The 12,379-nt window shown below is 59.3% G+C and carries 9 protein-coding genes; 4 read left to right on the top strand and 5 right to left on the bottom strand.

From position 1 onward, the window contains the following. The first annotated feature begins 108 nt into the window (after nucleotides 1-108). Entirely contained in the window at nucleotides 109-1,818 is a 1,710-nt protein-coding gene (locus ACESMZ_RS08145; protein ID WP_372956853.1) for a chemotaxis protein, read from the top strand. Between the two features lie 86 nt (nucleotides 1,819-1,904). Here the strand turns inward: ACESMZ_RS08145 and ACESMZ_RS08140 are convergent, their stop codons facing one another. After that, nucleotides 1,905-2,219, bottom strand: a complete 315-nt coding sequence (locus ACESMZ_RS08140; protein WP_372956854.1) for an SCP2 sterol-binding domain-containing protein — start codon at nucleotides 2,217-2,219, stop codon at nucleotides 1,905-1,907. A gap of 321 nt (nucleotides 2,220-2,540) precedes the next feature. On the opposite strand from ACESMZ_RS08140, the gene sohB reads away from it, so the two are divergent. After that, a complete protein-coding gene (sohB, locus tag ACESMZ_RS08135; protein ID WP_372956855.1) occupies nucleotides 2,541-3,596 on the top strand; it encodes a protease SohB in 1,056 nt (351 codons plus the stop codon). 26 nt (nucleotides 3,597-3,622) lie between these two features. Continuing rightward, nucleotides 3,623-4,618, top strand: coding sequence for a YhdH/YhfP family quinone oxidoreductase (locus tag ACESMZ_RS08130; RefSeq protein ID WP_372956856.1), 996 nt, complete (start codon nucleotides 3,623-3,625; stop codon nucleotides 4,616-4,618). A 100-nt stretch (nucleotides 4,619-4,718) separates the two neighbouring features. Here ACESMZ_RS08130 and ACESMZ_RS08125 read toward each other — a convergent pair whose 3' ends face one another. From ACESMZ_RS08125 to metH, 4 genes are all read right to left on the bottom strand, one after another. Beyond that, nucleotides 4,719-5,243, bottom strand: coding sequence for a DUF934 domain-containing protein (locus tag ACESMZ_RS08125; RefSeq protein ID WP_372956857.1), 525 nt, complete (start codon nucleotides 5,241-5,243; stop codon nucleotides 4,719-4,721). Then, nucleotides 5,236-6,888 (bottom strand): nitrite/sulfite reductase, encoded by a 1,653-nt coding sequence (locus ACESMZ_RS08120; RefSeq protein WP_372956858.1) that lies wholly within the window; start codon nucleotides 6,886-6,888, stop codon nucleotides 5,236-5,238. The genes ACESMZ_RS08125 and ACESMZ_RS08120 overlap by 8 nt, the downstream gene beginning before the upstream one ends. A gap of 481 nt (nucleotides 6,889-7,369) precedes the next feature. Further along, entirely contained in the window at nucleotides 7,370-7,603 is a 234-nt protein-coding gene (locus tag ACESMZ_RS08115) for a DUF2970 domain-containing protein (RefSeq protein WP_372956859.1), read from the bottom strand. An 84-nt stretch (nucleotides 7,604-7,687) separates the two neighbouring features. Next, nucleotides 7,688-11,383, bottom strand: a complete 3,696-nt coding sequence (gene metH, locus ACESMZ_RS08110) for a methionine synthase (RefSeq protein ID WP_372956860.1) — start codon at nucleotides 11,381-11,383, stop codon at nucleotides 7,688-7,690. A gap of 223 nt (nucleotides 11,384-11,606) precedes the next feature. On the opposite strand from metH, the gene nfuA reads away from it, so the two are divergent. Next, on the top strand, nucleotides 11,607-12,194 hold the full coding sequence (gene nfuA, locus ACESMZ_RS08105) for a Fe-S biogenesis protein NfuA (protein ID WP_372956861.1): 588 nt from the start codon (nucleotides 11,607-11,609) through the stop codon (nucleotides 12,192-12,194). Nucleotides 12,195-12,379 lie beyond the last annotated feature (185 nt).

Below are 12,379 nucleotides of genomic sequence, written 5' to 3'. Positions count from 1 at the left end.
CGCCCCCGGGAAAACCCCTGTTCAGGTCAGTCCTGTGCAGGAGGTGCCCGGATGTTGTTGTGTATGGGGTACCTGCGCAGGCAAAGCTGAGACAGGAAGCGTCAGTTTATGATTCAGTCGTCACTTGCGACGAAGTCACAGTCGTTCGATCTGGTCAAAAGCGAGATCGAACAGACTATCCGCAATGCGGAAACCAGCCTGGAACGCTTCCAGGAAAACCGTGAGAGCGGGGAAGACCTCCAGAACTGTGTGGATTACCTGAACCAGCTTCGGGGCATCTTTGTGCTGGTGGAACTCCGTGGCGGCACCCTGCTTTGCAAGGAGGCCGTAGCCGTTGCCAATGATGTGCCCGTTGGTGCCAGCGACGACAAGAACATCCTGCTGACTACCCTCAACAGTGCCCTGTTCATTCTCCGCCGCTATGTGGAGTATTATCACCAGCAGCGGGAAGACCACCCCGAGTTGCTGCTGCCCATCATCAACGAACTTCGGGTAGCCCGGGGTGAGGCGCCCCACCCGGAATCCCATTTCTTCGAGCTGGACACCGCGCAGCGGCCGGACTTTTGTACCGGTGTGGCCACAGAGCCAATGGAGCTTTCTGACGGCGAGTTTGAAGCCTATGCCCGCCGGATGCGCCTGATGCTTCAGGTCGCCCTGGTGGGCGTGATCCGGGAACGTAACGAAGTGGTGAGCAAGAAGCTGATTGCCCGGGCGTCCCGTGGTTTCGCGCGCCTGTGCGGAGAAGGGCAGCTGAAACAGCTCTGGTGCCTGCTGATGGTGGTGGCTGAAACCATGACCGACCGGGCCATGGGGTTCAACCAGGCTCGCAAGCGCCTGCTGATGCGCATTGAAAGGTACAGCCGCGACATGGTCTATGTGGGGCGCACCGCTGCCCGCCGCACGCTGGACGAAGCCATCATACGCGACCTGGTCTACCTGCTATACCGTAGTGGTTCCGCCAACCAGGAGGTTCAGCGCATTCTGTCAGCCTGGAACCTTGCCCCTTCCGACTACCCGGAATCCATGATGGAGGCACACCGCAAACGCCTGTACGGGCCGGGGGCGGACGTACTCAGGTCTCTGTCCACCGCATTGCAGGATGAGCTTAATCAGCTCAAGGACCGGCTGGATATTATTGAGCGGGGCATTGAGCCGGATCTCAGTGAGCTTTCCACCATCGCTGATTCCCTGCAACGGCTCGCAAACACCCTGAGCATGCTCGACCTTAACCGGCTGGCGGACATCGCCCGCAGCGAGGCTGACCGACTACGAACCTGGGAGCAGTCCGGGGCACTACCTGCGGAAGAGGAACTCTACGCCCTGGCAGATGCAGTACTTGGCGTGGAGAGCGCCGTTCAGCAAATGGTCTCCCGGGGTATTACCTCCGAGACGGATGCCCTGGCCATTGCCAGGCCGGAAGCCCGGGAGGGCTCCCTGTACCTGCGGGAGGCCGCGATCGTCGTGGGTGATGAGGCGCGCAGTGCACTGACCCTCGCAAAACGGGCCATCACCGCCTTTGTCGAGTCTGACTATGACAAGCTCCACCTGGCCAATCTGCCCAATACACTGCACAGTATCTGGGGCGGCCTGCAGATGATCGGTGACCCGGACGCTGCAGACGTCATGGATCGGGTGGCCCGCTCTATCCAGACCCGTCTGCTGGACGTTAAGGAGCCACCGGGTAATGCCGTGCTGGAGTCCCTGGCGGACGCGCTTACGTCCCTGGAGTACTACATCGAGAGTATCGGCACCCGCGATAGTCGCAATCCGGACCTGCTCCGGCTGGCTGAGACCTCACTGGATGACGGGGGACTCTGAGGGTTCGGTCAGATCTGAACTGAATCCCCTGGTCCTGACAACGAAAAAAGGCACCCTCAGGTGCCTTTTTCGTCTCTGCCGAACGCTCAGCCCATGGAGAATAGCTGCCCCAGTTTGGTGGCCAGCATCATGTCGCCTTCGGCCCGCAGCTGGCCGGACATGAACGCCTGCATGCCGTCTGTCTCACCGGAGGCAATGCCCTTGAGGGTGGCCGCGTCCATGATCAGGGTGACAGAAGGATCTTCATGGTCACCTTCCACCACCTTGCAGGTGCCGTCCTTGACGATCACATGGTGGTTCTGGTCGTCTTCAATATTGAACTGGAAGACCAGATCCATGCCGTCGGCGGCTTCCGGGTTGAAGTTCTGTTCGAATTTCTCGAATACCTGGGCTACGGACATTATTTTTTCCCTTAAGTGTGTAACTGACTCTGCGGGTGAGGATATCACGCCTTGCCGGTGTGCCGGCCGGCGGCTTTTCTGCTCCAGCGGGGACTGTCGGGCCTCCCGGCCAGCCGGCTCAGTCCGACTTTAGGTGGCGCACCGGGGAGTGTCAAGGAAAAATCAAACGATCGTTTGATAAGTTTTGCGGGTGGGAGGTTGTACACACCATGGCCTCGGTTACAATCGGGTTTCTGTCGGTTGTACTCAGGTGCAATGTCGCATTGCGCCAGCAACCGGGCACGGTCATGGCCGTGTACCACGAACATCATGGAGTGTGCATTGGAATTTCTCTCTGACTACGGGCTGTTTCTTGCCAAGGTGGCGACCTTCGTGGTCGCCGTGGTGATTGTGATCGTGCTGGGTGCCGCCGCTGTCCAGCGTAACCGGGGCGAGGGGGACGACGAGGGTGAACTTACTGTCCGCCGTCTCAACGAAAAATACCGCAAGCTGCGGGAAGCCATTGAAAGCCGGATGCTCTCGCCGGACCAGCGCAAGGTCTGGAAAAAGGCCAGGCAGAAAGCGGAAAAGGCCGCCCGCAAGGCCCGTAAAGGCAAGGCTGAGGGCGACGAGGAAAAGCGCAGCCGGACCTTCGTGATCGATTTTGACGGAGACATCAGGGCCTCGGATACCGAGACCCTTCGCAAGTCAGTGACGGCTGTGTTGGCCGTAGCCGATCCGGAGAAGGATGAGGTGGTGATCCGGCTGGAAAGTGGCGGCGGCCTGGTCCATGCCTATGGCCTTGCCGCCGCCCAGCTGGACCGTATTCGCAGCAAGGGCATCAGGCTGACGGCCTGTGTCGACAAGGTCGCGGCCAGCGGCGGTTATATGATGGCCTGTGTCGCCGACCGTATTGTCGCTTCACCATTTGCGGTACTGGGCTCCATCGGTGTGGTGGCCCAGCTGCCCAATTTCCATCGTGTGCTGAAAAAGCACGACGTTGACTATGAGATTCTCACCGCCGGGGAGCACAAGCGAACACTGACAATATTCGGCGAGAATACGGAAAAAGGGCGTCGCAAGTTTCTGGACGATCTTGAAGACACCCATCACCTGTTCAAGGACTATGTCAGCGAGCGGCGTCCGGAGCTGGATATCGACAAGGTCTCCAACGGGGATATCTGGTTCGGTACCCGTGCCCTGGAGGTGAAGCTGATTGATGAAGTCAAAACGTCTGACGAGTACCTGATTGACGCCTGTGACCGGTCCGAGGTGGTCTCCGTCGGGTTCCAGCGCAAACGGAGCCTGCCGGAGAAACTCGGGCTGGCCACCAGCGCTGCCCTGGAACATACGGTTTGGCGGCTGTTGAGTACGTTTCGTAACCAGAATCTCCAATAACAATTCCCAACCCCAGGAGGACGATTATGAGCAATGATATCGAATACAAGGCGTGGCGCGTTCATGAGAAGGACGGCGAATACGTGGGTGCAGAGGAAACCTGCAGCGTGGCGGACCTGCCCGCCAATGAGGTGCTGATCCGGGTCACTCACTCGTCCCTGAACTACAAGGATGCTCTGTCAGCGTCCGGCAACAAGGGGGTCACCCGGAACTTTCCCCACACTCCGGGTATTGATGCAGCCGGTGAAGTGGTGGAGTCAGGTGGCACTCCGGGTAAGGGTAGCCAGGTTATTGTCACTGGCTACGATCTGGGCATGAACACCCCTGGCGGCTTCGGGGAGTATATCCGAGTGCCGGCGCAGTGGTGCGTGGAAATGCCCGCCGGCTGGGATGCGCGCAAGGCCATGATCTACGGCACCGCCGGGCTCACCGCAGGACTCTGCGTCAACAAGCTGCTGAGAATGGGCGCCGCCCCCGAACAGGGTCCGGTGGTGGTGACCGGGGCCAGTGGTGCCGTCGGCACAGTGGCGGTGGAGATCCTGGCCGGCCTTGGCTTTGAGGTGACGGCGGTTTCCGGCAAGAAGGACCAGACCGATGCCCTCAAGGCTCTGGGTGCAACGGACGTGGTTGGTCGTGAGGCCCTGGAGGCATCACCCAAGCCGATGCTGAAGCCAGTCTATGCCAATGCCGTCGACACGGTGGGCGGCGCGCCGCTGGCTGAGCTGCTCAAGCAGATTCTGCCGGGCGGTTCCGTGTCCTGCTGTGGTCTGGTGGCCGGGCCCAAGGTGGAAACTACGGTTATGCCTTTCATCCTGCGCGGTGTAAACCTGCTGGGTGTCGACTCCGTGGAGATCCCGCTGGATCAGAAGCGGCAGGTCTGGCAAAAACTTTCCTCGGACTGGGCCTGCCCGAAGACAGAAGCGGCGGCTCGAGACATTGGCCGCGGTGATCTGGGCGGGGCGCTCAAGGCGTTCCTGAAGGGAGAGTCGGTAGGCAAGATTGTGCTGGATCACGCCCGCTGATCTTAAAGCCTGACCAGTCTTCATTGGGCGATGGTCGATGGCCCGCAACAAAAAACGCTGACCCGGTATCGGGTCAGCGTTTTTTTGTAAGCCCGCTGGCTCAGGCCGTAGCGGCTACCGGAAACTCGCCGCGCCGGCGGAACAGGGGTTCGTCGTTGTCGGTGGCGGCCTGGTAGGCGTTGCTGAAGAAGTTTAAGCAACGGGGAGCCTTGCTGATGTCCTTGTCCGGGCGCAGGGCGTAGCTGTCAAAGCCACAGCGTTTCATGAACTGAAGCTGGTCCAGCAGGACATCGCCAATTGCCCGGAGCTCACCCTGGTAGCCAAACCGCTCCCGGAGCAGGCGGCCGGAAGAATAGCCCCGGCCGTCACTGAACTTGGGGAAGTTCACCGCAATCAGCGGAAGCCGGTGAACATGGTCCGCAATCAGTTCGGGTTCTTCATGGCTGTCGAGCCAGAGACCAATCTGGCTGTTACCGGCGAAATGCTCCCGGCCTGCGAGCCACAGCTCGGCAGGAACCAGGCACGGGCCCTCTGGCAAGGTCAGCGATTCGCCCTCGGCCGGATGCTCGAGTACCTGCCAGGCATCGACCACGATCGTGCCGTCGTGTTTGACGATATTACGCATATACACGCTCCTTGAAGGGGGCAATCCCGATACGGCGGTAGGTATCGAGGAACTCTTCCTCTTCGGTCCGGTTGTCCACATAGACATTGATGATCTTCTCGATCACCTGGGGCATGTCATCCCGGGCGAAGGAGGGGCCCAGTATCTTGCCGATGGCGGCATCGTGCTGGGATGCACCACCGAGGCTGATCTGGTAGTACTCTTCGCCTTTCTTGTCCACACCCAGCACGCCGATATGTCCCACATGGTGATGGCCACAGGCGTTCATGCAGCCAGAAATGTTCAGGTCGATATTGCCCAGGTCATACAGGAAATCCAGGTCGTCAAAGCGGCGCTGGATCGACTCGGCCACCGGAATCGACTTGGCATTGGCTAGGGCACAGTAGTCGCCGCCCGGGCAGCAGATAATATCGGTCAGGGTATTCAGGTTGGCCGTGGCGAACCCCATGGGCCGGCTGGCCTGCCAGAGTTCGAACAGCTGGTCCTGGCGAACATCCGCAAGTACCACATTCTGCTCGTGGGTAACCCGGACCTCGCCAAAGCTGTACTCGTCGGCGAGATCAGCAATCTGTTCCAGCTGGCGGTCGGTCACGTCGCCCGGCGGAGTTCCGGTTTTTTTCATGGTCAGCGTAACGATCGCGTAGCCCGGCTTCTTGTGACTGTGCACATTGCGGCGGACCCAGTTGTTGAAGGCCTTGCTATCACCACGGGCAGTCTCCAGCGCCGGCGGATTGTCCTGCAGGGCCTCATAGGCCGGCTCTGTAAAGAAGCCTTTCATCCGGTCAATGGCTTCGCGGGTAAGGCGGGTGGGCGAGTCCTTTATATGGGACCACTCAGCCTCCACACGCTCCGCAAACCCTTCCGGTGTCAGTGCTTTTACCAGAATCTTGATCCGTGCCTTGTACTTGTTGTCCCGGCGGCCATAGCGGTTATAAACCCGCAGGATTGCCTCCAGATAGGTCAGCAGGTCCGGCTCGGGGATAAAGTCACGGATGACCGGGCCCACCATGGGTGTCCGCCCGAGGCCGCCACCCACATGGACGCGGAAGCCCAGCTCACCAGCTTCATTACGGACCATCTGCAGGCCGATGTCATGAACCTGGATTGCCGCACGGTCGGTGTGCTCAGAAGCATTGACCGCCACCTTGAACTTCCGGGGCAGGAAGGCAAATTCCGGATGGTAGGTAGACCATTGCCGGATGATTTCGCAATAGGGTCGCGGATCGGTAATCTCGTCGGCCTGGACGCCGGCAAACTGGTCTGTGGTGGTATTGCGGATGCAGTTGCCGCTGGTCTGGTTGGCGTGCATCTCCACTTCGGCCAGTTCCGCGAGGATGTCAGGCACGTCTTCCAGCGCCGGCCAGTTAAGCTGGACATTCTGGCGGGTGGTGAAATGGGCGTATCCCTTGTCATAGTCACGGGTAATTCGCGCCAGGCGACGCAGCTGGGCAGACCGCATCATGCCATAGGGTACGCAGATGCGGAGCATGGGAGCCAGGCGCTGTACATAGAGGCCGTTCTGCAGCCGCAGGGGCAGAAATTCGTCTTCGCTCAGTTCGCCGGCGAGGGCACGATCGGTCTGGTCCCGGAACTGGGCGACGCGCTCCGCCAGTAGCTGCCGGTCGTGTTCATCGTAAACGTACATAATCGGGTGATCCTGAATAATCCTGGGTACGGTTGCTGGCAGGGATGACATCGATCAACCAGTGCAGATGCGGGGCAGGATAGCACTACGTCCTTATTCTTAAAATGATTATTTCAAAATATGGTAATCGATTTAAGTGATAAGAAGCGGAGAACTTTCGCCGCGGTTTCCCGGGCAGGCGGTTAACGAAAATGGTAATCAGAGGACACTGCGGGTGGACTTGCCTGATGAGGTAACCTAAATTAGGAAGGCCGGCGCGGTAACCGGAATTCGTGGAAAAACAAGACCAACAACAGCAAGAACGGAGAACCGTCTATGAAGAAAAGTACCCTGAAAGACAGCCAGGTTGACGCCATCGCATTCACCATGCTGGTTCTGCTTGTAGTGGCTTTTGCGGTTACCTGGGTTTCCGGCCAGTAGCCCGGATCGTATGCCTGGCGGCAGGTGGCGTCCGATGGCGAGCCTGCCCGTCACCCGCGCCTTACCCGGACGACAACACCAGCTGTACGATCAGCGCCAACACTCCGATAAAGCCGAAGGTAAACAGCAGGCCGGCCACGATATAGGGTACCGGGCTGTGACTGCTGAAGTCCTCTTCGTGGCGTTTGCCTGACTGAACACCGAATGCACCTGCCAGTACGCTCTGCAATACTTTGAGTACGCCTGGGCCCTTGCGGCGCGAGCTGCTGTTCTCGTTGCGGGATTGCTCTGTCATGGAAACTCCCTGTTCTTGTTATAGCGAGAATGCCGTGTGGCCGGAAAGAACTCAAGGGTCCCTCCGGCCTTTGTCGGCGAAGCGTTACTCCGCCGGATCGTAGGCCAGGCTGGGAGCGAGCCAGCGTTCGGCCTCTGCCTTGCTCAGCCCTTTACGTTCCGCATAATCCGCCACCTGGTCCTTGCCGATCTTGCCGACCGCAAAGTACTTTGATTCCGGGTGGGCAAAGTACCACCCGGAAACCGCTGCGGTTGGGAACATGGCGAAGTGTTCCGTCAGCTCGATGCCGGCATTTTCAGGGGCCTGCAGCAGCTCAAACAGGGTTGCCTTCTCGGTATGGTCCGGGCAGGCGGGATAGCCGGGAGCAGGGCGGATACCCTGGTATTTTTCCCGGATAAGGTCGTCGTTCTCCAGCGACTCTTCAGGCTGATAACCCCAGAACTCCTTGCGGACACGTTCGTGCATGCGCTCGGCGAAGGCTTCCGCCAGTCGGTCTGCCAGCGCTTTCACCATGATGGCATTGTAGTCATCATTGGCGTCTTTGAACTCGAGGGAGAATTCCTCGGCGCCGATGCCGGTAGTCACCGCAAAACCACCGACGTAATCGCAACCGTCGGATTCCGGCGCGATGAAGTCCGACAAGGCGCGCATGGGCTGCCCGGGGGCTTTCTCGTCCTGTTGGCGCAGGTGGTGAAGTACAGTCAGTTCGTCAGCGCAGGACTCGTCCTTGTAGACCACAATGTCATCGCCCCTTCGGCGAGCGGGCCAGAAACCGATAACCGCCCGTGCGCGGACACGCTTTTCCCGGATCATCCGCTTCAGGATGCCCTGGGCGTCGCTGAACAGGCTGCGGGCGGCTTCACCGCGCTTGGGGTCATCCAGTACCGCCGGGTATTTGCCGGCAATGTCCCAGGAGATAAAGAACGGCGTCCAGTCGATGTAGTCCACCAACTCTTCCAGGTCATAGTCCTCGAAGCGGCGTACGCCCAGGAAGGAGGGGCGCACTGGCTGGTAATGCTCGAAGTCGATCTCCGGAGCACGCTCACGGGCCTCGCGCAGGGATACCAGTTTGGTGCGGTCGCCCCGGTTCTTGCGGCGTTCGCGGATTTCATCGTATTCCTTGCGAATGCCTTCCACATACTCCGGCTTGCCATTGCGACTGAGCAGGGTGGAGGCCACATTGACGCAACGGGAGGCATCGGACACGTACAGGGCAACGTCGTTCTTGTACTGGGGCTCGATTTTGACGGCGGTATGGGCCTTGGACGTGGTGGCACCACCAATCATCAGGGGAATGTTGAAGTCCAGCCGCTGCATCTCACGGGCGACGTGGACCATCTCGTCCAGGGACGGCGTAATCAGGCCGGAGAGTCCGATGATATCCACGTTCTCCCTGCGGGCGGTTTCCAGGATCTTTTCACAGGGAACCATGACCCCCAGGTCGATCACTTCATAGTTGTTACACTGCAGCACCACACCGACGATGTTCTTGCCAATATCATGGACATCGCCTTTCACGGTGGCCATCAGGATCTTGCCCTTGGCCTTCTGGTCTTCACTTTTCTCTGCCTCGATATACGGGATCAGGTGGGCCACCGCCTGCTTCATGACGCGGGCGCTTTTTACCACCTGGGGCAGGAACATCTTGCCGTCACCGAAGAGGTCACCAACCACGTTCATGCCGTCCATCAGGGGACCTTCTATGACCTCGATGGGATGCTCGGCCCGCTGACGGCATTCTTCCGCGTCTTCCAGGATATAGGTAGTGATCCCTTTAACCAGGGCATGCTCGACCCGCTTTTCAACGGGCCATTCACGCCAAGCCAGGTCTTCTTCCCGGGTCTTGCCGCCCTGGCCCTTGTAACGCTCGGCGATCTCCAGCAGTCGGTCGGTGGCGTCGTCGCGGCGATTAAGTACCACGTCTTCCACCAGTTCCTTCAGCTCCGGATCAATCTCGTCATAGACAACCAGTTGGCCTGGATTGACGATACCCATGTTCATGCCGGCCTTAATGGCGTGATACAGGAACACCGAGTGAATCGCCTCCCGTACCACGTCATTGCCCCGGAAGGAAAAGGAGACGTTACTGACGCCCCCGGAAATGGAGGCATGGGGCAGGTTGTCCCGGATCCAGCGGGTTGCGTTGATGAAGTCTACCGCGTAGTTGTTGTGCTCTTCTATGCCGGTGGCAATGGCAAAGATATTGGGGTCGAAGATGATGTCCCCGGGGTTGAAGTCAATGCCGACGAGCAGGTCGTAGGAGCGTTTACAGATCTCGGTCTTGCGTTCGAAGGTGTCTGCCTGGCCTTGTTCATCAAAGGCCATTACCACCACCGCAGCGCCGTACCGCATGCAGTCCCGGGCCCGCTTGAGAAACTCTTCCTCACCTTCCTTGAGGGAAATGGAGTTGACCACGGACTTGCCCTGAACGCAGCGCAGGCCAGCTTCGATGACTTCCCACTTGGAGGAGTCCAGCATGATCGGTACGCGGGAGATATCAGGCTCGGAGGCCACCAGGTTCAGGAAGGTGACCATCACCTCCTTTGAATCCAGCATGCCCTCGTCCATATTGATATCGATGATCTGGGCGCCATTCTCCACCTGGTCCCGGGCCACGCTGAGGGCTTCTTCGTACTGCTCTTCCTTGATCAGCCGCAGGAACCGCTTTGAGCCAGTGACGTTGGTGCGCTCGCCCACGTTGATAAACAGGGTGTTCTCATCGCCGGTGAACGGCTCCAGACCGGACAGGCGGAGCACCTTCGGGCGCTCGGGAATCTGGCGGGGAGGGTACTTGGCTACGGCCTCGGCAATGGCCGCGATATGATCGGGACGGGACCCGCAGCAACCGCCGATAATGTTGAGGAAGCCGTCCTGGGCGAAACCCTCGATAATGGACGCCATTTCCTCAGGAGTCTGGTCGTACTCGCCGAATTCGTTGGGCAAGCCCGCGTTGGGGTGGGCGCTGATGTAGGTTTCCGCTTTCGCTGACAGCTCTTCCACGTAGGGTCGCAGGGCATCGGCCCCCAGGGCGCAGTTCAGCCCGACAGTGAGGGGGCGAGCATGGGCGACGGAGTTCCAGAAGGCCTCGGTAGTCTGGCCCGACAGGGTGCGACCGGAAGCATCGGTAATGGTACCGGAAATCATCAGGGGCAGTTCGACACCGGAATCCTCGAAGTACTGTTGTACCGCGTAGATGGCAGCCTTGGCGTTGAGGGTATCGAAGATGGTCTCGATCAGCAGCAGGTCGCAGCCGCCTTCGGTGAGATACCTGGCGGCTTCATAGTAGTTGTCCACCAGGGTCTGGAAATCCACATTCCGGTAGCCGGGGTTATTCACATCCGGAGAGATAGAGGCTGTACGGGAGGTGGGCCCGATGGCACCGGCCACAAAGCGGGGCTTGTCCGGGTTGCGGGCGGTAAATTCGTCTGCCACGGCCCTGGCCAGTCTTGCGGACTCAAGGTTCAGTTCCGGGACCAGCTCTTCAAGCCCGTAATCGGCCTGGGACAGCCGGGTGGAGTTGAAGGTGTTGGTTTCGATAATATCCGCGCCGGCTTCCAGGTAGTCGGCATGGATGCGGGTCAGAAGGTCCTGCTGGGTCAGGCAGAGCAGGTCGTTATTGCCCTTGACCTCGCGTTCATAGTCCCGGAATCGCTCACCGCGGAAGGCGGCCTCATCCAGCTTCTCATTCTGGATCATGGTGCCCATGCCGCCATCGAGGACGACAATGCGTTCCTTGAGAGCCTGGTGAAGCTGGGCGAGTCGTGTTGCGCGATCGGTCATGGTCAGGTGTTTCCGGGAGTAATGAGTGTGCAATTGAGAGCGGCGCATAATAGCAAACTTGTCACTTGACGTCCTGCTGGCCCTGATATGGATCAAGTCGCTCAACCCTTGAATGATCGGGGCTGCGCCTATATGGAGTATAAAGGCTGACTATTTTACTTGGTCTTTCAGGATCCCGCGAACTCCGTTAAAATGAAATCACATTTTCTGACAGGTTGACGAAATGGCATTGGTAACAGTTACCGACTCCGCAAGAGACTATCTTGCCGAACTGATCAGCAAGCAGGACGTGGAAGGCATGGGCGTGCGTATCTTTGTGACCCAACCGGGCACCAAGCATGCCGAGACCTGCCTGGCCTACTGTCCGCCCAACGAGGTGGTTCCCACCGACGAACAACTGGATCTGGGCAAGTTTACCCTGTATCTGGACCATAACTCGGTGCCGTTTCTGGAAGAAGCCTATGTTGACTATGCGAAGGACCAGATGGGTGGACAGCTGACCATCAAGGCGCCCAATGCCAAGGTACCCAAGATTGACGACGACGCACCGCTGCCGGATCGGGTGAACTATATACTGGCTTCCGAGATCAATCCGGGGCTGGCCTCTCACGGTGGCGATGTCCAGCTGGTGGAGATTGTCGATGAGTCTGTGGCTGTGCTGCGGTTCGGCGGGGGCTGCCAGGGGTGCAGCGCAGTCAGCCTGACCTTGAAGCAGGGCGTTGAGTCCACACTCAAGGAGCGTGTGCCGGAAATTACCGCCGTGCGTGACGTGACGGACCATTCCTATAAGGAAAACGCCTACTACCAGTAAGGCAGGATGATAGCCGACGGGGCGGAATCGCGCCCTGTGGGCCAGTGACAAGGCCCCGGTCTTTTGACGACCGGGGCTTTTTTGTTGTGCGCCAGGCATGGCGCGTAGCGCCTTGACGGCGCTGTTCCGGTCCAGGTGGTGCTGGCCGGATGACTTGGGGGTGCAAGTCCCCTGTGGGCCCGGCA

It is taken from the genome of Marinobacter sp. (assembly GCF_041690615.1).
Lineage (GTDB): Bacteria > Pseudomonadota > Gammaproteobacteria > Pseudomonadales > Oleiphilaceae > Marinobacter.
This window is presented reverse-complemented; position numbering and strand designations above follow the sequence as displayed.

Coding starts and splice junctions, on each gene's coding strand:
- ACESMZ_RS08145 (WP_372956853.1), top strand. CDS start 109: ATGATTCAGTCGTCACTTGCGACGAAGTCACAGTCGTTCGATCTGGTC.
- ACESMZ_RS08140 (WP_372956854.1), bottom strand. CDS start 2,219: ATGTCCGTAGCCCAGGTATTCGAGAAATTCGAACAGAACTTCAACCCG.
- metH (WP_372956860.1), bottom strand. CDS start 11,383: ATGACCGATCGCGCAACACGACTCGCCCAGCTTCACCAGGCTCTCAAG.
- ACESMZ_RS08130 (WP_372956856.1), top strand. CDS start 3,623: ATGAGCAATGATATCGAATACAAGGCGTGGCGCGTTCATGAGAAGGAC.
- ACESMZ_RS08120 (WP_372956858.1), bottom strand. CDS start 6,888: ATGTACGTTTACGATGAACACGACCGGCAGCTACTGGCGGAGCGCGTC.
- ACESMZ_RS08125 (WP_372956857.1), bottom strand. CDS start 5,243: ATGCGTAATATCGTCAAACACGACGGCACGATCGTGGTCGATGCCTGG.
- nfuA (WP_372956861.1), top strand. CDS start 11,607: ATGGCATTGGTAACAGTTACCGACTCCGCAAGAGACTATCTTGCCGAA.
- ACESMZ_RS08115 (WP_372956859.1), bottom strand. CDS start 7,603: ATGACAGAGCAATCCCGCAACGAGAACAGCAGCTCGCGCCGCAAGGGC.